At 60.9% G+C, this 18978-nt stretch carries 15 protein-coding genes; 3 read left to right on the top strand and 12 right to left on the bottom strand.

Going from position 1 to position 18978, the window contains the following annotated elements:
- Nucleotides 1-55: 55 nt before the first annotated feature.
- The 6 genes from C7534_RS24890 to C7534_RS24865 all read right to left on the bottom strand — a co-directional run bounded on the left by C7534_RS24890 (nt 56) and on the right by C7534_RS24865 (nt 5484).
- A complete protein-coding gene (locus C7534_RS24890) occupies nt 56-1645 on the bottom strand; it encodes a YfjI family protein (protein ID WP_177412276.1) in 1590 nt (529 codons plus the stop codon).
- Complete coding sequence (locus C7534_RS24885; RefSeq protein ID WP_109787347.1) at nt 1632-2528, bottom strand: toprim domain-containing protein; 897 nt, start codon at nt 2526-2528, stop codon at nt 1632-1634. Before C7534_RS24885 ends, C7534_RS24890 begins: the two co-directional genes overlap by 14 nt.
- Complete coding sequence (locus C7534_RS24880) at nt 2525-3217, bottom strand: KilA-N domain-containing protein (protein WP_109787346.1); 693 nt, start codon at nt 3215-3217, stop codon at nt 2525-2527. Before C7534_RS24880 ends, C7534_RS24885 begins: the two co-directional genes overlap by 4 nt.
- A 110-nt stretch (nt 3218-3327) precedes the next feature.
- Complete coding sequence (locus C7534_RS33160; protein ID WP_109787345.1) at nt 3328-3717, bottom strand: AlpA family phage regulatory protein; 390 nt, start codon at nt 3715-3717, stop codon at nt 3328-3330.
- Between the two features lie 83 nt (nt 3718-3800).
- Nucleotides 3801-4214, bottom strand: a complete 414-nt coding sequence (locus C7534_RS24870; protein ID WP_109787344.1) for a hypothetical protein — start codon at nt 4212-4214, stop codon at nt 3801-3803.
- Nucleotides 4215-4227: 13 nt separating this feature from the next.
- Nucleotides 4228-5484 (bottom strand): tyrosine-type recombinase/integrase, encoded by a 1257-nt coding sequence (locus C7534_RS24865; RefSeq protein WP_109787343.1) that lies wholly within the window; start codon nt 5482-5484, stop codon nt 4228-4230.
- Between the two features lie 475 nt (nt 5485-5959).
- Between C7534_RS24865 and C7534_RS24860 the strand changes: the two genes are divergently transcribed.
- Nucleotides 5960-7021, top strand: a complete 1062-nt coding sequence (locus tag C7534_RS24860) for a PDDEXK nuclease domain-containing protein (RefSeq protein WP_109787342.1) — start codon at nt 5960-5962, stop codon at nt 7019-7021.
- A 78-nt stretch (nt 7022-7099) separates the two neighbouring features.
- On the opposite strand, the gene C7534_RS24855 is transcribed toward C7534_RS24860, so the two are convergent.
- From C7534_RS24855 to C7534_RS24830, 6 genes are read right to left on the bottom strand one after another with little or no spacing between them, the layout of a single operon-like run.
- Entirely contained in the window at nt 7100-7909 is an 810-nt protein-coding gene (locus tag C7534_RS24855; RefSeq protein WP_109787341.1) for a YfaP family protein, read from the bottom strand.
- A gap of 3 nt (nt 7910-7912) precedes the next feature.
- Nucleotides 7913-9532 carry a DUF2300 domain-containing protein gene (locus C7534_RS24850; RefSeq protein WP_109787340.1) on the bottom strand — a complete coding sequence of 540 codons (1620 nt, stop codon included), beginning with the start codon at nt 9530-9532 and terminating at the stop codon, nt 7913-7915.
- Nucleotide 9533: 1 nt separating this feature from the next.
- Entirely contained in the window at nt 9534-14099 is a 4566-nt protein-coding gene (locus C7534_RS24845; protein WP_109787339.1) for an alpha-2-macroglobulin family protein, read from the bottom strand.
- Nucleotides 14096-14761 (bottom strand): DUF1175 domain-containing protein, encoded by a 666-nt coding sequence (locus C7534_RS24840; protein ID WP_046028765.1) that lies wholly within the window; start codon nt 14759-14761, stop codon nt 14096-14098. Before C7534_RS24840 ends, C7534_RS24845 begins: the two co-directional genes overlap by 4 nt.
- On the bottom strand, nt 14731-16443 hold the full coding sequence (locus C7534_RS24835; RefSeq protein WP_046028766.1) for a DUF2138 domain-containing protein: 1713 nt from the start codon (nt 16441-16443) through the stop codon (nt 14731-14733). The genes C7534_RS24840 and C7534_RS24835 overlap by 31 nt, the downstream gene beginning before the upstream one ends.
- Nucleotides 16444-16494: 51 nt before the next feature.
- The gene (locus C7534_RS24830) at nt 16495-17286 is read right to left on the bottom strand and encodes a YfaP family protein (RefSeq protein WP_109787338.1); all 792 of its coding nucleotides are present in this window, start codon (nt 17284-17286) and stop codon (nt 16495-16497) included.
- Nucleotides 17287-17807: 521 nt separating this feature from the next.
- Between C7534_RS24830 and C7534_RS24825 the strand changes: the two genes are divergently transcribed.
- Nucleotides 17808-18050 (top strand): exodeoxyribonuclease VII small subunit, encoded by a 243-nt coding sequence (locus tag C7534_RS24825; protein ID WP_007894317.1) that lies wholly within the window; start codon nt 17808-17810, stop codon nt 18048-18050.
- Nucleotides 18047-18934 (top strand): (2E,6E)-farnesyl diphosphate synthase, encoded by an 888-nt coding sequence (gene ispA, locus C7534_RS24820; RefSeq protein ID WP_046028769.1) that lies wholly within the window; start codon nt 18047-18049, stop codon nt 18932-18934. The genes C7534_RS24825 and ispA overlap by 4 nt, the downstream gene beginning before the upstream one ends.
- The last annotated feature ends 44 nt before the right edge of the window (nt 18935-18978 follow it).

The following is an 18978-nucleotide window of genomic DNA, read 5'->3' as shown; positions in this document are numbered from 1 at the left end:
TGCGAAAAGCACCGCAGACACCGCACTGGTTTCAATTTGAAAATTGCTTCGACGTTCATATCTCGCCCCCGAACATCGGCTTGGAAGCGCCATTCAGGGATGAAGATGGGCGAGTGACGGGTGCCTTGGCTGTCTTCTTCAGCGCCAGCGGGTGCAGCTTGAAGGTCTTGGTGTCGGCGGTCAGCAGCCAACGGCGCTCCACCAATTCGCCCAGCAAGGCGTTGCGCTTCTTGGTGTCCTTGCGAACGAATGGCGGCCCGCTTCTACATAGCTTATCTCGGTCAAAGCTCTGCCAATCCTTCTCCACCAGCCAATCCAGCAACTGCTGCGCCTGCTGAAGCTGCTCGTCACCTTTGCTGCGATGGGTCAGGCGCAGGTCCTCGGCCAGATACCAGTGCACCAGCTTGGTAGCCCGTTCGATCAGATCGGCGCCGATGGTGCCGCGATCCTCGACGACAGCGAACCCGCCCGCAATGCGCAGGACGTTCTCAGCCGCCTTGCCGGCAGTCGCTTTAATACTCGCCAGGTCGCCCAGCCTGCCAATCTGGACTTCGATGGCATCATGCGCCTCTACCCAGAGATCCATGCCGGGCTGATCCAGCGACACACTAAAAGGGGCCGGATCGCCGTGCAGCAGGGTGACTTCCTTCTCCAGCAGCACCTTCATGCGCTCCCAGTAGCGCAGCAGCCGGGCGTCCTTGGTTGGATCAAGGCGGCGATAAAGACGAGTACCGGCCAGCGACTCCGGCCAGGCAATCAGAAACCTCGGCAGAAAGCCCTGCCCCTGCATCAGCGGATTGTTCAGTACGTTGAACGCGATCACCGGCTGGATCATCAAATGCGCGGTCAGTCGGCAGCCGTAGCGCATGGCGCTCTCGCCTTCAGCCGACCGGGTGCGCACGACCGGGCTGCCATCCCACAGCTTGGACAGGCCCGATACCGTACCCATGATGTTCTCGGGCTTGGCTGCATAACCGCCGAAGAAAGAGCCGCCCTCATCGCTGAACAGGCCCTGCGAGTGATGGCCGTGCAGCAGTGACTTTTGTAGCCCCTCGAGGGTGGGGTCTTGAGAGAAGATGAAGGGAAATTTCGGCTTTACCGGTTCCTCCAGGCCCAGCAGCTCGGCCTCCAGTTGGCGAGGGTCTTTCTTGTACTTGCTCTTGATGGCGGACTTGGCGAGCTTATGGGCCTCCTCGCGTCCCTCGTAGGCCCTGGCCTCCTCTTCGTAAGTCCTCAGCAGCTCGCGCTGGTGCTGGTCGTGTGCTCGCAGCGCCAGCTTATCGGCAGCTGACTTACGATCGCCTGACTCTGCAATGGTGAGCAGGAACAGCACTATCGGGATTTCAGCACCGTCGCGGTGCACGTTGACATGAGGTTGCGCCGCCATCGCGGCAGCACCCAGGATTGACTGCCCCGCCATGGCCTCGGGCACCTGGACGATTTCTGCAATGGCCGCTGCTGCGCCGCCCAGAAGATCGCCAAGCGCATCGAGCGGGTAAGGCGCCGCCGTTTCGTTTTCTTGTACCAGCGGTTCAGGCGTTGGGTACGTAACCGGGCTGCTCAGTGGGATGATCGATGGCTTGGCCGGTTCATCGCTGCCCAGGTCAGGCAACCTGTAATCAGAGCCATCATCAGGCGTGGTCATGGTGGGTATCCATCCATTGGCGTAGATCGTTGAAGTCAGAGAGGTCCAGCGGTGCGTCTTTAGGAAATTGCGGGAACACCACGTCGCTGCTCAGGGCTAGGGCGGCTGCGCTTGCCTCTTCTCGCCCTGGATTGCCCTTCCCCTCGGCCTCGGTTTGGCGGTCGTCGTCACCGGCCACGATCAGTTCAACGTCGGGGTAGCGGGCCTTGAGCGCCTCCCCAGCTGCCAGCAGGTTGCCGGCGTTCATCGCGCAAGCCACAGGGCAGCCCGAGTCGGCGTGAATGGTTGCGCCTGTGGCCCAGCCTTCGCAGAGGTACAGCGGCTTGCTGGTGGCGATCAGGCCGATCGGTGAGTAGCAACCAGTGATGCGGCCACCTGGCAGGAAGCGTTTCTGCCCGTCAGACCCGATGCGTTGCAGGTTCACCAACTGGCCTTCCCAATACAGCGGCACCAACAGGGCGTGACCCTGCTGGCGTAGGCTATACGGCCTACACCACTTGGCCACCAGGTACGAATGCTCAGGGTCAGCGCGACGGGCGTAGTTCCAGAGGCGGTTGGCATATTGGGCTGTGTGCTGCTGGCGCTGCACTCGCTCAGCCTCACGCTGGAGTCGGGCCTGCTCGATGCGCTGACTGACCAGCGCGGCCTCCAGTGCGTCGACCGGTTTACGGCTGCACCAAGTGCCCGATACCCCAGCTTTCCAACTGCCATAGGCGCCCGAGGCAATGCCATCCAGATGCAGCACGTACCAGCCGTTCTTGCTGCCTGGCTTATCACCTGGAACATGGAAACGATGCAGGCCTCCATCACCGATCGGCACGAAGTCGAACTGGCCGAAGCGGTCCTGCATGTCGTCGAGAAACTCAAACTCCGGGCAGCTCATGCTGCACCGCCTTTCAGGCGTTTGACGCCAAGGCTTTGCGCGTAGGCCAGGAGGTCGGCCTTGCGCTCGGCGTAGGACTTGCCTTGAGCGACAAGCACAACATCGTGCATCTCGACCAGGGCCAGCACCTTCAGCTCATCGTTCAACTGATCACGGTTGCGGCCCTTGAATGCACCTGAGATAGCGCCATTGACCAGGCGGGCTTCATTGATGAAGGCGTAAAACGGAACCTTGGCGCATTGGTGTGAGAGCTGATAGCTGGCCGCTACGACATCGCTCAAGGCGCGATAAGCGGCAGACGACTCATGCCGATGCGCCACCCACTCCCCGCACGGCAGGCTGTCAATGCGCAGAACGCAGAGCACAGCAAAGTCTGGACTCAGCCAGCGGGCGAACGCCACCGCCAGCTTGGGGTGCAACCAGGTGCCGCCGTTACGGCCAGTTATCGTGCAAACAAACGGTGGGGAAATCCCACCCTTTTCGAGAGCCTCCATGTAGCGCTTGTTTTCTGGCAGACGCAGCCATTCCACAGGGCGTTTGCCGAAGTGTGCCGCTGCCTGTGTGGCATTGGCCCGGCCTTGAGTGTTGAACACCACAACCAGGCCTTGTAGGCCAGCGGGGATGATCTTCACCACCTTGAGTTCGACGCCCCCCTTGGCAATACGGGTTCGCTTGGTTTTCTTAGACATGACTTCCCCCGTCAGGCCCGTTGAGAGCCTTGGCGATTGCAGGTAATTTCAGGTACTGCTGGAGCTGGATCAGGCGGGCGGCTTGCGCCTGTCGAGGTGGTTGGCCGTAGTCATTGCTTAGGCCTCTTCCTGTCATGGTGAGCACGGCGGGTACGAGTGCATTTGGCTGGCGCCGACTCCGGTTCGGCCTCTTCCTCGTCCTGGATGTCCAAGTGATCGTCGATTGGCGCCGCGTCCATCTGGGCGTCAACCCATGCCGTGATTTCCAGCGAGTCCCAGCCAATCGCGCCCCCAGAGCCAATACGGCGGCTCTTCGGGAAGTCACCTTTGGCCATGAGGTTGTAGATGGAGCTGCGCTTGAGGCCGGAGATAGCAGTGACTTCCGGCAGACGCATGATGTAGCGGCGGGCTTTTCCACGAATGGCTTGAGCTTGGCGAAGTGCCTTTTCGCGCTTTTCGGCAAGGCGTTCGGCGGCAAGAGTGGTGTTGGTAGCAGGCATAACCATCAATCCTCAGTGGACATGGACGGCTATGAATCTACGCAGCAGAAAGTTAGGCATCGCACGTTCGTGCCTAACTATTTTCAATCGGCTGGTGGCAAATGTACGCGGCGCCGAATGGTGCTCTCGTCAACGTCGAACTCTTTAGCCAACTTCTTATGGATTGCGTTTTTGCTCAGTGCTGGATTGGCTGCACGGATTTCTTCTGCCCTAGCCTGCCAGCAATCCCATTCCGGCTGGCGCTCAGATCGCCTTTCCTCTCCACTGGTGATGCCATTGCGGGCATTCTTTTCTTCCGTGTACTGCCAGGCCAGCGCAGCTTCGGCCACCTCCATCAGCCGGGGGCGCAGTTCGGCGCGCTGTCGGGGGTCACCAGTGACATACAGGTAGCCCCACTGAGCAATCTGATCCATGGCCGCTTTCACCAGCGCCACGCGCTCGTCGCCATCTGGAAACGCAAAGGACAGCTGGCGCTCCTTGACCTTGCGCCGGCTCATACCTTGCGCCGGCTCATACCTTCGCCTCACGCATACGCACCACATTGGTGGCAGGGGTGCGGGTGCAGTAGCTGGCCCAATCGGCCATCAGCGCCCGGCGCTTCTCCAGGAAGTCCGACCTGGAGTAGGCAGCCTCGGTCTGGTCGCGCTCGTCATGCGCCAGCGACAACTCGCACACTTCACGCGGGTAGTTGGTGCACTCGTTGGCCCAGTCGCGGAAGCTGGAGCGGAAGCCATGGCGGGTAACATCATCGCGCCCCATGCGGTGCAGCAGGTTGCGGATGGCGTTGGCGTGAATGACGGTGGCTTGCCGACCGCCAGCCAGACGCTGGCCGGGGAACAGGTACGGGTTGCGTTCGATGCGCGGCAGCTGCTGCAGTAAAACGACCACCTCAGCCGCCAAAGGTATGGCGAACGCCTTGCGCATCTTCATGCGGTCAGCTGGCAGCGACCAGACGCCGGCCTCCAGGTCGAACTCGTCCCAGGCAGCGAAGCGGATCATCTGCGCTCGCGCACCGGTCAGGATCATCAGTTGAGTGGCGACGGCCACAAAGCTGTCGATCTGCACCAACTGTTGCATCAGTTCCGGCACCTTGGCCCATGACATGGCAGCGAAGTGCCGGCGCTGGCGTGCCTTGCGCTTATCGGTCTTGCTCAGCAGGTTGTCGAGGTGACTGCGCCAGCGCGCCGGGTTATCACCTTCACGCAAGCCACGGGACTTGGCGGCATCAAGGATGGCTTCGACCTGGCCACGCACCTCGTCGGCGGTGCGGGTCTTGCTGCTCCAGATCGGTTGCAGCACCTTCAGCACCTGCCCGGTACCAATCTCGGCAGCCGACAGCAGGCCGATATGCGGGAAGGCATACAACTCCAGCTTGCGCAGCCAGCCCTTGCGCCACTTCTCCGACCAGCTTGCACCGTGGGCGGTCTGGTACTCGATGGCCAGCGCCTTGAAGGTGGCGCGACTGGCTTCTGCCAGTGCCTCGGCTTGCAAGGTGGCATCACGTTGGTCGAGCGGGTCAATTTTGCTTGCCAGCAACTTGGCCTGAGCCTCCGCCTTAATACGGGCATCGGCCAGTGAGACGCCAGGGTAGGAACCCAGCCCCATGATGCGGGTCTTGGCTTTGCCGAGCTTGTAGCGGAACAGCCAACTGGCAGCACCTGAGGCGTTGACGTTCAGGTACAGGCCACCGCCATCACCAAATCGGCCTGGCTTTCGCGCCCTGATCAGTCGGTCAAGTTCTTTGGTGGATAGTACGTTCTTGGCCATAGCGCCTCCTGAGCCTTTGTACACGTAATTGTACACCTTGGCGCTGGATTCCTATGGATGGCTTTGACCTAATTTGGACGAATTGCGGCTACAGCTCGCATGTTTATTGGGGATCCTGACAAATACGGATAATCTTGGACATACTAAAAGCCGGCCACAAGCCGGCTTTTTAATGCCTGTAGAAAAACTCTTATCCAGCTTCAGCAGTGCTGGCACTCTTTTCCAGCAGGCGATAGAGGGTTAATAAGCAAGCAGCTTTCTATCGAAGGAAACATCCGGAAAATCCAACCTGCTTGCGCCGGATAATTGCGCTGACTTATCTTCGACCGTCCCTGCCAAACCAGCATTGGATTCACCATCCCACCGGTTGAGTCGGACAGATTGCTCCCCATTCGCATGCGCTTTTTTTATGGTTCTTCACGGAATCCCGGCAAACGCAACGAAATCGCGCCAAAAAAGCCACGAGGAACAACGCATGAGCGACACCCCTGTCAGCCTGAGCATGCCACCCGAAGGTTATGGCGATTGGCTGAGCGAGCTCAAAGGTCGCATCCATAGTGCCCAACAACGCGCCACTCTTGCGGTGAACCGTGAACTGGTGCTGCTCTATTGGCAGATCGGTCAAGGTATTTTGTCCCGGCAAGCACAACAAGGTTGGGGAGCCAAGGTGATCGACCGCTTGGCTCAGGATTTGCGCACAGCCTTTCCTGATATGAAAGGTTTTTCCCCTCGCAACCTCAAGTACATGCGCGCGTTTGCTGAAGCCTGGCCGGACGCCAAATTTGTGCAAGAGGTGCTTGCACAATTACCTTGGTATCACCAGTTAGCGCTGCTGGACAAATTGCCCAGCCCAGAAACCCGCTGCTGGTATGCAGCCCAAGCCATCGAGCACAACTGGTCGCGCAACATTTTGGTGATGCAGATAGAGACCCGTCTGCTGGAGCGTAGCGGCAAGGCAGTCAGTAACTTCGATAGCCACCTGCCCAAACCGCAGTCCGATCTGGCCCGCGAGTCGCTGAAGGATCCTTACCGCTTCGACTTCCTCGGCCTGACTCTTGATGCTCAGGAGCGCGAGATTGAAAACGCTCTAGTCAAGCATGTCACCGAGTTCTTACTGGAGCTAGGCGCGGGCTTTGCCTTCGTCGGCCAGCAAGTGCTGCTGGATGTCGGCGGTGACGAATTCTTTATCGACCTGCTGTTTTATCACCTAAAACTTCGTTGCTATGTGGTGATCGAACTCAAGGCTGGCAAGTTCAAGCCAGAGCATTTGGGGCAACTGAGTTTTTACCTCACTACAGTGGATGCTCAGTTCAAGCACCCACAGGATGGCCCGACCATCGGCCTTTTGCTATGCAAGAGCAAGAACAAGGTAGTGGCCGAATATGCCTTGCGCGATAACGCTCGCCCTATCGGCGTGGCCGAATACCAATTAGTGGAGTCTCTGCCGACGGAACTGCAAACGAGCCTGCCCAGCATCGAACAGATTGAGCGCGAATTGGCCAGTGATGACGCATCTATGAAGGACGACGCGCAATGACGGAACAGGCCTGAAAACCCCACTAATGGACTGGCTTGTAGTTCTACCAAGGACGCTATGCAATGCTCAATTACCCCCTCACGGATAACTAAACGACTTCACCAACGTCAACTCCCCCACCGCCCGCATCGGCACCAGAAACGTCTCCATCTTCTCGCTCGGCGTCCCCTCCTCCGTAATCACCGTCACCTGCGCAGTCGTCAGCGGCTGAACCGCATCTTCTTCCCCCTCTTCATCACTGCGATACCCGCCGCCAAAGTAATTCACATACACCAGATACTGCCCCTTGATCGGCGCCGGCATGGCAAAGATTTCCGGGCCGTAGCCGGTGGTCACGTCAACATCCAGCGCAGCGCCGTTAGGTGCGACCCGGTCGCCGTACCAGATGTGGGCGCCATCCGGGGTGATGAGGTGCAAGTCGAGGTCGGTGCCGTCGCTGTCCCACGACAACAACACCCGCAACTTGGCCGGTGTGGCGCCGCCGCTGGCGTTGAGGAACTGGGTGCGATGGCGTTGCTGGCCATCGGCGCTGCGCACTTCGACGCTGTTGCTGCCGTTCGGAAACGAGAACGGGCGATCGAAGCGGCCCGTCGGGTCGATTTTCAGCGGCATGCTCACGCCATTGACGATCAATCGGCCAGGCTCCGCAGACTTGGGCGTGGCTTTGATCTGGCCGCTGATGCGCGCGGTGTTGGCCTGGCCTACGGGGGTGTTCACCGACGAAGCGGGATAGTTGACGGTCTGGCGGAAGTTTTCACCTTCGCCTTCAACCGCGCCTGTGCGCCAACCTCCGACGGGAGTGTCAAGGTTGACGGCGGCCGCGAAAATCGTCGGCAGTACGCCAAAAGAACAAAGGAACAGGAGGACCTGTGGATAACGGAGTTTCATGGCCTATTCCAGCAAGAGGTGGCGGGCGAGCCCTTCGATGTAGGTTTCATCCTGGCCGTTGGGGTGTGCTTCGAAGGCCAGGTGCAGGTATTCGTGAGTCAGGTCGAGGCGGTCTTGCAGCGACAGCACGCCGCGCACGTAAATGCGCTGGCGTTCGCGGTCGACATAGGGCCGGCCGAAGGCCAGGCGACAGACGGCGAAGGTGCTGACTTCGTTGTAGCCGACTTCGCTTTCGAGGCGCAGGCGCCAGCCGCGACGCTGCTTTTGCAGCCAGTCTTGCGCGGCGGGCAGCGCTTCGCAGGAGGCGACGGGGTTGTCCCAGCGGCTGAGACTGGCGCGTGGGTAGGCGTGCAGCAAAATGGCGTCGAAGCGTTGGCCGGCGTTGGCTTGTTCGACGGCGTGTGTCCAGGAGAGTTTGTCCGGACCGGGTTGGTCGGAGTGGTAGGTGACGGTGCTGCCGGCCAGCACCAGATCGCTGGTCCAGGCGGCGATGTGCCGCGACTCGGCGGTGGCCGGGCGCGGGGCGACGCGTTGACGACTGCTGCTGTCGTCGATGCTCAGGCAGTCGCCGCTGCGGCTGGCGTTTTGCAGCAGGTAAGTGCGGATGGCGATGGCCAGGGCTTTGGCGGCTTCGACGGGTTCCGGTTTGGCTTCACGCTGAAGGACACGAGCGACGTACTCTTCACGATCCAGACGGGCGACGAGCTTGTCCTTGAGCAGAAACAGTTCGCCGTCGCTGTGAATATCGAGTTGGTTGCCGTTGCTGAATTCGACGCGATAGTCGCCCTGCAATGGCCCCGAATCAACAACACGATCTCCCGCCAGAACACGCCCGATCGGGTAGCGAGAAAATAGCCCGACTTCAACGCAGCGCCCCGCCTCCAGGGGCCAATCAACCGGCAACACCGACGACAACGCCTGACCGTAATGGCGCAGCACCATTTGACTGGTCCCGCGCCCACCGGCCCAGATCGGCGCGCCAGCAGCGGTCCAACCGGCAAACCCGCCCTGACGCGACGACGGGTCCTGATCGCCCAACCAGCTCCAGGTTTTCACCCGCAAGCGGCCCCCGAGTTCCCCCACGACATTGCCATCAGCGGCATTGAGCACCACGTCCAGCAACACTCGCCGCGCCTGATCCTGCGCCGGCATCACGGCCAGCACCTTGAGCAATTCAGCGACGGAAACTCGCGTGGAAGGCTTTAACGATGGCAAGTCCAGTAGCCACTCCGGTGCTTGTCGGTTTTGCCAATACTGGCGCCAATCAGCAGAAACAATGCCCAGACGCGCCGGCTCAAAGTACAAGCCGCAGGATTTGACCAACGCCTGATCGCGCTCAATTTTTCCGCCGGCCGTGCAGCAATACACTTCGTCCTTCGACTGGCCGCGACACTCATAAGGCGATTCATGGGCGCCGGTATCCACCAGCCAGCCATAAACGAACAACTTCCACAGACTGCCCAGCGGCGCTTGAAAATCAGCGGGCATGGGCTCGCGGGCTATCACCTGAGTCCGGCTCAGCGACAGCAATTCACCGTTAAAGCCCAGCCGCAATGGTTCGTCCTGCGCTGTCGCCAGCGCAGGGATCAAACACAGCAGTAACCAGACCAGAGGTCGGGTCATGTCAGTTGACCGTGACCTGGCCCAGGGCCGGTTTCTGCTCCTGCGCTTGATGTTGCGGCGCGTAGACCTGAGTGAAACGCACCGGCGGCAGGTTGAACTGGCCTTTCTGCGAGAAACGCACCAGATGCCGCAGGCGCAACTCACCGCTCAAGGCATCCACCGGAATGGCATAGGCCATTTGCCCCGGTTCAAAACGCGCTTTTTCCAGCGAAGTCGGTTCGGTACCCGCCTTGCCCATCAGCTTGATGCCCCACGTCGTGCGCTCTACATCGGCACCCGGCGGCAACGGCACTTCGACCATGCCGTACCGCAGCGGTTTGGCGGCTTTGCTGGTAACGATGACTTCGTCCAGGTACAGACTGTCGCTGGACAACGGCTGGGAGCCGACCGCTTCGAGTTTGAAGGTGAAGGCTTCGTCACCCGGCACCAGACGCGACAGGCGACGGGTGATGGTCACGGCCATCGGATCAACCGCAGGTTGCCTGGTCTGGAAGCTCAGCGCGGCACGCAAGGGACGCTCTTGCTCCCCACTCAACGACAACACCGCCGGCACAGGCGTAGCGCCCTGCCACGTCCAGTACATCTCACCGGTATCACCGTAGTTTTTCTTCCAGCCTTCGCCCGGTGCCAGGGCGATGGTCGGCGACGCCTGCTCGATGCTGCGTTGCAACCAGGTCAGCGCCAGGGCGCGCTCCAGCGTCGATTGCTGTGGCAGCAACCGTTGCAACAGCGCTGTCGCGTGAGCCTGATCGAAGGCTTGCAGCGACAGGTTCAGCGCTTCGGCAAATGGCTGGGAACTGACCGCCAACCGTTGCTGCGCAGCCGCCAGTTGCCGATTGAACGCGTCCGGCAGAGCGACCTTCGACTGCTTGGCCAACGAGGCGGTCAAGGTACGTGCTGCGGCCAGGCCCAGCGCCGAATCCGGATCACTCATGACGAGGCTGTCTTCGCCGTCCTCCATCAGGTTGGCGGCATTGCCCTCGCCGGCTTTCGCCAGATCGTCCATCAAGCCGCTGAGCAAGGTGTTCACCGGCAATTGCATTTGTTTGGCGAACGACAGGATCAGCGCGCGCTGCAACAGCGGCGTGTTCTTGGCTTGCTTGGCGTAAACCTCCAGCACCCGCTGCCAATGCTCCGGCGGCAGGCTCAATTCCAGCGCCTTGCTGGCGTGCCAGTCGGCGTAGTAAGCGTACGCCGTCAGGAACGCATCCGGCTCACCGTCCATGCCCCACCAGGTGAAGCTCGCGGATGGCCCGGCCATTTGCACCAGACGCAGACGGCTGTTCTGCATGATCAAACGCAAGCGATCACGGATTTGCGGATTCGACGACAAGGTCGGGTAAGCGATGCTCAGCGGCAACAACTGGCTGGACGTCTGTTCGACGCCACCGTACGGGTAGCTCAACAGATCATCCAGCGCCGAACGGAACAGCGCTTGCGGGCTGTCATCCAGACGCAGGCGAATGTCGCTGGCGTCTGCCGGCAATGTCAGCGGCGTATCGCCACTGGCCACGTCCAGGCTTTGGCTTTGTGTGACCTGCCAACCTTCGCCGGTCGCGGTCAGACGCACAGCCAAAGCGTCGGCGGTTTTGCCGTCCTGTACCAGCGCAGCGGTCCACTCACCGTTAGCCAAGGCGAACGCGGGCAGTGCGATGTAGTTGATGCCGTTGTTCAGCGTCACCGGCACGCGTTGTTCGGTGCCTGCGAAGTGAATCACCAGCTCAGCCTTGACCGGCTTTTCTGCCTGGCTGAAGGCGAAAACACCGAGCGAAGGCTGGTCGCCGCTACGGAATTTGGTCGGGCCGCTCCACTTCAGATACAGCGGTTTTTCCGAGCGCACGAACTGTTTCTTCTGCCCGACCTGACCGTCATCGGCGATGGCCCGGGCGGTAATGCGCCAGCGAGTCAGCGAGTCCGGCATCTTGAAGGTGAAGCGGGTTTTGCCGTTGGCATCGGTCAGCAGTTCCGGCTGCCACGCGGCGGTATCGACGTCTTCACGACGCGGCCGCTCCAGCACTTTCACCCCGCGCTCACTGCGGTTGGCTTTGCCCGGTGCGCCCGGGCTGCCCGGCAGTGCAACGTCGTAGCTGATGAACGACAGGCTGGCGCTGGTGCGCACGTTGTTACGACGCGGGTGATAGAAGAACTGGTCGATGGTCGGCGCGACTTCCGGTTGCAGCGCGTAGACCATTTCGTCGACCACGCTGACGGTCAGGTGCGCCGGAATCGGCTTGCCGGCGAACTGCGTGGTCAGGTCGACCGACACGGTATCGCCGGGCTGATACGTCTCTTTATCGGTGGCGATGGCCACGTCGATTTGCGGTGCAATCACTTTGATGCCGGCGTTCTGGAAGCTGTACTGGCCGCCCTTGGTGTACAGCACGGAGAAGGTCAGGTTCGGCGCAAAACTGTCCTTCACCGGGATGCGCGCGCGGTACTGGGTGTCGCTGAGTTTTTCCATCTTCAGCCAGTCACCGCCCTTGGACAGCAACGCCGTGGCCTCGACCTTGTCGCGCTCCAGTGACAGCAGCGCATCGCTGATCGGCTCCGGGAACGTGATCAATGCCAGGGCTTCGTCGCCGGCCTTGTACTCGGGTTTATCGAGGACGATTTCCACGGTGCCCGGCACGGCTTTGACGCCGTCGCCGGTGACCGAATGACCGGTCGCGCCAATCACGCGGCCATGCTCATCCTTCAACGTCAGGTTGTAAGTGCCCGGACGGTCGAAGGCCAGAGTGAAGCTTTTATCGGTGGCCGCGAGTTTGCCCTCGCCAGTGGTCTGGTCCTCCAGACGCACCCAGCTGTAGCTGCTCGGCGTCACCGCTTTGCTCTGCTCGTTGGCGCCTTCATTGACGTAGCTGAAAGCAACCTTGTCGCCTACCGCGCTGAAGCGACGCGGTGCACTCAGGCTGAAACTTGCCGCACCACGGTCGATGAGGATTTCCTTGGTGGTCTTGACGCGATACGCCGCGCCATCGCTGGCGAACACAGTGAGCATGTAGCGGCTCGGCTTCTCGGCGGCCGGCAGGTCGAGGGTCGCGTTGCCCTTGGCGTCGGTGGTCAGTTCGGTGCTGGTCAACTCAACCGGGAATTGCCCGAGGTATTGCAACTCGTTGTCGACCATCGACAATTGCTGGGCACGCAGGCTCAGGCTCAATTTGGCATTGGCCACCGGTTTGCCGTCCGGGTACAACAACACCAGGCTGCCCTTGACCGGTTCGCCGGTGCGGTAATCCTGTTTGGCCAGGTTCAGCGAAATCTCGAAGTGCGGCTTGATGTATTCGGCGACCCGGAACGCGCTGCTGTAAGCCTGATCCTTGTAGCTGAAACGCAGCTCATAACCGCCCGCCACCGCGTTATCCGGCAACTGGAAGCGACCTTGTGTGCCGGACTTGGAATCGAGTTTCAGCGCCAGCGATTGCAGCGCCGTGCCAGTGGCATCGAGCACGGTCACGTTGACGTCGGCAGCGCTCGGCGCCACTGAATCCCGGGCATTCTTGAACTCGCGTCCGACGATTTTCAGCGACACCCAATCCCCCGGCCGATACAGCGGCCGGTCGGTGAAGGCGTAGAGTTTGGTGTCGTAGATTTCGCTGTCGTAGTAGAAGTTCTCGGAGACAAACACCCCGCCCTCTTCGTCCTCGCCAATCACGAACGAACGCTCGGGACTGACGTGTTTCAGACGCAGCAAACCATCGGCATCGGTGGCGCCGCTGCTCATTACGCCGAGGCCATCGGTCCACAGCACATTGACCTTGGGCACCGAACTGCCTTCATGTTTGCGCGCGGCCCAGACCAGCAGTTCATCACCGGCGATCTTGCTCACGGCCACGGTGTTCGAGACAAACACCATGGTCGTCGCACGGTATTTGCCGATCAACGCTTCCACCAGATACAGACCCGGTTTCAGGTTGCCCAACGGGATGTACACATTGCCCGGTGCAACGCTGACGAACTCACTGGAAGAGCCGGCCAGGTTCACCCCGGTCGGTGGCTGGATCGGTTTGGCTTGCCACAGCGGATAGCGGAATTGACTGACCACCGGCAGGCCCGGGATCAGGGCGAATTGTGGCTGAGCGTCGTAGGGCGTTGGCGCCGACATCGCATTGCCCATCTTCAGTTCCGGCACTTCCTCGGTGACCTGTTGACGCGACTCGTAGGAGAACGCCCGCTGCATCACGCGACGGGATTTTCGGTACCAGTTGTCCCACAGGTACGCGAGGGTATTCGACAGGCCTTCACCCTTGAACTGACCATCGCTGACCACGCGGTGCAGGTTCTTCTGGCGCTTGAGAAAATCCAGCGGTTTGTCGATGCGGTACACGCGAATGTCGGCGCCGCCATAAGGCTCCATGCGGAACCGACGGTAATCGCGACCCGGCGCTTCGAGGCGCACCATGGCCTGTTCGTCACTGGCGAAACTGCTGTCAGCCAGCAGGAAAAAGCTTTCGCCGGCCACCGGCGTATAGCCGCTCGGCTCGACGGTGTCTTCGGCATTGACCGCCGAAAAAGGCAGCACTAATACCAACAGTAGAGGCAGAAAACGCAGCATGCGGGCACCGGTCATTGGGAGAGAAAGTTCAGTCGATAGACGCCGATGAAGTTGGGGTTGGCTGCGTCGGGTATCCATCGGGTGTCCTTCCATGTCATGAGTTGCTGCAGGCTTGCCGAACGCATGCCGTTGTCAGTGGGGGTGGTGGTGCCGGTGTGATAGGCGATGTAGCGGCCCATCCAGATCATCAGGTGCTGGTCGTCGCCCTGATCGAAAAACATCAGGTCGCCGGGCCGGGCTTGCGCCACGTCACGGCCCACCAGATGACTGTTGAACTGAATCAGTTTGATCGCGTTGACGTACGGCCCGACCTTGCCACCGCCCTGCTGCCATTGCTGGGCGAGGCCGCGCTGGGCCTCGCTCAATTGCAGCTCTGGCGGCAGATAGCGATTGGACAAGCCGTTGCTGCGCAGCCATTTATCGTCGTGGACTTTCAGCGCTTCGTTGGCCGCGAAACGCACCAGCCCGGCACAGTCCTGCTGATACCAGCGCGGGCTTGGGCCTTGGGTCAGTTGCTCCTGGGCGATGCGCACAAACCAGGCGCGAAACACCTGGGACTGCTGCGGGTCCAGCGGCGCCGCCTCAGTGGCAAAGGCGCGACTGCCCAGCAACATCGCCAGCAAGCCGAGGCCTCGGATGAGTGCGGTCACAGGGCTTTCCACTCCAGCGGCAGCCATTGCCAGTGGCCGTCAGGCTCGCTGCCTTCAGGCAAGGTCAGGGCGTACTTGCCATAACCACCGAGCTTGCGCAGTTTCGGGATCAGGTAGGTTTGCGCGGCGTTGTAAAACACCGGCTCCATGTCTTGCGGCAGGCTGTCGAGGGTTTCCTGTTGCATCAGTTGCGCCATGGAATCCGGACCGAAGTACATCGGCATCAGCAGGTCTTTGGGCACCACGTCGGCCATCGGCGGGAAGCGCTTGTCGAGGGTGCCGAGGGCCTTGTCGACGAGTTTGTCGTCGAGGGAGAACAGCAGCGTCGAGCCGTGACGCGCGAGGCTGACTTTCATGAAAGCCTTGCCGGAGATCGCTTCCGGGTCTTGCGCCTCCTTGGCTTTATAAGGACCGAAGTTGGAGCTGACCTGACGCAGCCATTGATGAGTTTGGTCGGTCTGTTTCTCGACCACCGGGAAGGCGTGTTCTTCAACGTTGGGTTCAAAGGCACCGACCATCGAGCCGAACAAAGTGCCCAGGTCCGCATCGAGTTTAGCGCTGCCCTTGTCGTTCAGGCTGGCCACCAGCAACGGTGTGTAGAGACGAGAATCGGCGTACCAGCACAGGCCCGCCGCGCCGGCCATGTGTTCGGTCAGGGCCTCGGCCACCGGTTCTTCGGCGCCGAGTTTCACCAGCAACGGTTTCTGTTGTTCGGCGGCGAGCGGCAAAGCCACGCAGGCACTGGCGCCCATCGGCATGGCTTGCCAGATCGGCTTGAAGTCGAAGTCCGGCTGATCCTCCAGTTCATCCAGGGCGAGGAAGCTGTGCCAGCCCTTGTCGTCCATGTCGAAACGGACGCCGGCGAAGTTCGGGATGAAGCGCTGATACCCCATGGCCAGGACGCTGGAATTGACCGACAGGCGTTGCTTCACTTCCGGTGCGCGCGGTGGCAGGCCGAACGCCTCCGGGAACAGTTTGTCGCCATTGAGCAATGCCGCCAGCGCCAGGGTCGAGACACTGCCCGGCTCTTCACTCGGACCATTGGCCGGGTCATAGAGTTTGGCGGGATTGGACAGCACCACCAGTTTGTCGCCATGGGAGGCGAACACCAGCGCTTTGCTGTTGTTGTAGGTGAGCTGGTACAGCGCCACCTCGTCGGTGCCGACTTTCACCTCGCCAAGTGTTGTCAGTTGCGCATCGTCCAGCGCCACTTTGGCCAGCGGTTCCAGCACCTTGGCCAGACCGCCGCGATCCATCACCAACAGGAAATCCTTGAGCCGGCCATCCGCCCCGCGCCACAGCGCCACGTCGGCCGGTTGATCGAACAGTTGCTCGATCAGACTGTCCTGCAATTTGAGGTCATGCTCGTAGATGATCCGCCGCAGGCTGCCGATCAAACCAAGGCGATCGGCATGCGCTTCGTAATAGAAGACGAAATCTTCGGTCAGGGTTTCCTTGAGGAACGGCACCGCCAGCAAGTCCTTGGGCAATTGGCTCAAGGAGCGGGTTTCGAGCAGGCCGTCCGGTCGGCTCATGCCCAGTTTGTCACTGGCCAGCGCCGCCACCGGCAACTTGGGTTTGTGCATGAACCAGCCCAGACCGCCCGCCACGCCCGCCACCAGGCACAGCCCGACCAGCAGCGCCGGCCAGCGGCGAGGAGTTTTGGCAGCAGGCGTTTCAGCGGCCGGGGAAACAGTCTTTTCGCTCATGTTTACGCTCATGTTCCCAAAGTTCAGCAATTCATCCGTGGAGCGGGATGCTTAATAGTTGAAAGTCTTGACCAGCAGCAGGTCACCGATGGCCCGCAGGGGCACGATGAAGGTCTCGCGTTTTTCGTCGACGGTGTTTTCGTTGAGCACCAGGTTGATCTGCGAGGTAATCACCTCGTTCTGGTTGCTGGTCTCATCGAAGTTATAGCCGCCGTTGCCGAAGTTGCCCCAATAGTTCACGTAAACCAGATAGGTGCCACGCAGCGGCGCGGTCATGGTGAACATTTCCGGACCGGGGCCGTCGACACCGTCCGGGTCCAGGCCGCCGCCATTGGTCAATGCCGGATGAGCCCAGAACGCATGCTGACCGTCGGGGGTGACAATGTGCAGGTCGAGTTCGGCTTTCGGATCATCCCAACCCAACACCACACGAATCCGTGCCGGGGTGCGCAGGTTGTTGGCTTCATAGAATTGAACGCGCTTGAGCGACTGACCTTCGGCACTGCGCACTTCGACGCTGTTGGAACCGGCGCCGAACGCATACGGCCGGGCAAACCGCCCCTGCTCGTCGGTGTACAGATTCAAAGGATTGCCATTGACCGCCAACGTGTGCGGCCCGCGCTGAGTGCCCAAGGCCTTGAGCTGGCCTTCGATCATCGTGCGATTGCGCTGCACCCCTCGGTCGATGGGTGGCGTGGGGTAGGCGACTTGAGGATTTTCGCTGCGGTCGAGCAGGCCGTTGAAGCGCCAGCCACCGACCGGCTCCGACAGCACGGCCGCAGGCTCGGCCAAGGCCGCGCTCGCGCAGACCAGCCCCATCAGCAGCAAAAGAAGTGAACGCATGTGACGCCTCCTGCCATGCATAACGAAACCTTGCGCCCGATCCTCGGCGCGTTACAGATCCAAATACTGCGTTTCGTCAAAAAGACCCGTGACTATTGGGTCGTAGAAGGCGCGAAGAGTAGCCATTTGGCGGATTTTTAACAATCGGATACATATGGGTTTGCTGCGCGAATCACGAACTTTCAGGGACGTGAGCCGAATAGCGGTGTTATTCGGCTCACAAAATGAGCCGAATAAGTCGCTAAGTTGAGCCGTCCCACAATCACGTAGCAGCTGGCGAAGCCTGGGCTCGGCTGCGTAGCAGTCGTCAATCCTGTTTGCACCGTATGTCTGATACTCCGCGAGCGCTTATTTTACGACTGCTGCGCAGCCGAACGCAGGCTTCGCCAGCTGCTACAAAGGATGCGTCGCAGTTGAAACGGTTGCCGCCGGCACTGTGGCAGAACTGCCCTGCTCATTTGCCCATAACCCCCATGTCTGCTAGTGTCGCGCCGGTTTAACGTCAACCGGAAATAGCCGCCATGGCCCGCAAAAAAGCTGCACTGGATTTCGAACAATCTCTCGCTGACCTGCAAACGCTGGTGGAGCGTCTGGAGAACGGCGAATTGTCGCTGGAAGACTCGCTGACGGCTTTCGAGCAAGGCATCGGTCTGACTCGCGATTGCCAGGCGGCGCTGGCCCAGGCCGAGCAAAAGGTTCAAGTGCTGCTCGAGCGTGATGGCGAGTTGGCCGAGGAACCCTTCGACGCGGATCAGCCAGAATGATTGCAGCGTATTCGGCGACCAGCCAGGCCCGTGTCAACGCGGCACTGGAAACCCTGTTCAACGCACCGAGCCCCGAACTCGCCCGCCTCTATGAAGCCATGCGCTATAGCGTGATGAATGGCGGCAAGCGCGTGCGCCCGCTGCTGGCCTATGCCGCCTGCGAAGCATTGGGTGGCAAGGCCGAGCAAGCCAACGGTGCGGCCTGCGCGGTGGAGCTGATCCACGCGTATTCTCTGGTGCACGACGATTTGCCGGCCATGGACGATGACGATCTGCGTCGCGGCCAGCCGACCACGCACAAGAAATTCGATGAAGCCTGCGCCATCCTCGCTGGCGACGGCTTGCAGAGCCTGGCCTTCAGCGCCCTGCTTGCCCCGCACCTGAACGAAGCTGACGCCGAGATCCGCCTGCAGATGGTCAGCGCACTGGCCGTCGCGGCAGGCCCGGCGGGCATGGTCGGCGGTCAAGCCATCGACCTCGGCTCGGTTGGCCTCAAGCTCGATCAAAAAGCCCTTGAGTACATGCACCGGCACAAGACCGGCGCGCTGATCGAAGTCAGCGTCAAACTCGGCGCCCTGGCCAGCGGCCGCGCCGAGAAGGACGAACTCAAAGCGCTGCAAACGTATGCACAAGCCATCGGCCTGGCGTTTCAGGTCCAGGACGACATTCTCGACGTCGAAAGCGATACCGAAACCCTCGGCAAGCGCCAGGGCGCTGACATCGCTCGCGACAAGCCGACCTACCCGGCGCTGCTCGGCCTTGACGCGGCCAAGGCCTACGCGCTGGAACTGCGCGACCAGGCCCTGCACGCGCTGCGACCGTTTGACGCGGCCGCCGAGCCCTTGCGCGATCTGGCCCGCTACATCGTCGAACGGCGTAGCTGACAGCGTATCGGCCAAGTTAAGACCAACGCGTGGGCAGGGGGCGA

Source organism: Pseudomonas sp. OV226 (assembly GCF_003148705.1).
Lineage (GTDB): Bacteria > Pseudomonadota > Gammaproteobacteria > Pseudomonadales > Pseudomonadaceae > Aquipseudomonas.
The sequence above is the reverse complement of the archived record's forward strand: the minus strand, read 5'-3'. Positions and strand labels throughout refer to the sequence as shown.

Bases quoted from the DNA above. Each gene is read 5' to 3' on its own strand.
- C7534_RS24890 (WP_177412276.1), bottom strand. From the start codon at position 1,645: ATGACCACGCCTGATGATGGCTCTGATTACAGGTTGCCTGACCTGGGC.
- C7534_RS24885 (WP_109787347.1), bottom strand. From the start codon at position 2,528: ATGAGCTGCCCGGAGTTTGAGTTTCTCGACGACATGCAGGACCGCTTC.
- C7534_RS24880 (WP_109787346.1), bottom strand. From the start codon at position 3,217: ATGTCTAAGAAAACCAAGCGAACCCGTATTGCCAAGGGGGGCGTCGAA.
- C7534_RS33160 (WP_109787345.1), bottom strand. From the start codon at position 3,717: ATGCCTGCTACCAACACCACTCTTGCCGCCGAACGCCTTGCCGAAAAG.
- C7534_RS24870 (WP_109787344.1), bottom strand. From the start codon at position 4,214: ATGAGCCGGCGCAAGGTCAAGGAGCGCCAGCTGTCCTTTGCGTTTCCA.
- C7534_RS24865 (WP_109787343.1), bottom strand. From the start codon at position 5,484: ATGGCCAAGAACGTACTATCCACCAAAGAACTTGACCGACTGATCAGG.
- C7534_RS24860 (WP_109787342.1), top strand. From the start codon at position 5,960: ATGAGCGACACCCCTGTCAGCCTGAGCATGCCACCCGAAGGTTATGGC.
- C7534_RS24855 (WP_109787341.1), bottom strand. From the start codon at position 7,909: ATGAAACTCCGTTATCCACAGGTCCTCCTGTTCCTTTGTTCTTTTGGC.
- C7534_RS24850 (WP_109787340.1), bottom strand. From the start codon at position 9,532: ATGACCCGACCTCTGGTCTGGTTACTGCTGTGTTTGATCCCTGCGCTG.
- C7534_RS24845 (WP_109787339.1), bottom strand. From the start codon at position 14,099: ATGACCGGTGCCCGCATGCTGCGTTTTCTGCCTCTACTGTTGGTATTA.
- C7534_RS24840 (WP_046028765.1), bottom strand. From the start codon at position 14,761: ATGGCTGCCGCTGGAGTGGAAAGCCCTGTGACCGCACTCATCCGAGGC.
- C7534_RS24835 (WP_046028766.1), bottom strand. From the start codon at position 16,443: ATGAGCGAAAAGACTGTTTCCCCGGCCGCTGAAACGCCTGCTGCCAAA.
- C7534_RS24830 (WP_109787338.1), bottom strand. From the start codon at position 17,286: ATGCGTTCACTTCTTTTGCTGCTGATGGGGCTGGTCTGCGCGAGCGCG.
- C7534_RS24825 (WP_007894317.1), top strand. From the start codon at position 17,808: ATGGCCCGCAAAAAAGCTGCACTGGATTTCGAACAATCTCTCGCTGAC.
- ispA (WP_046028769.1), top strand. From the start codon at position 18,047: ATGATTGCAGCGTATTCGGCGACCAGCCAGGCCCGTGTCAACGCGGCA.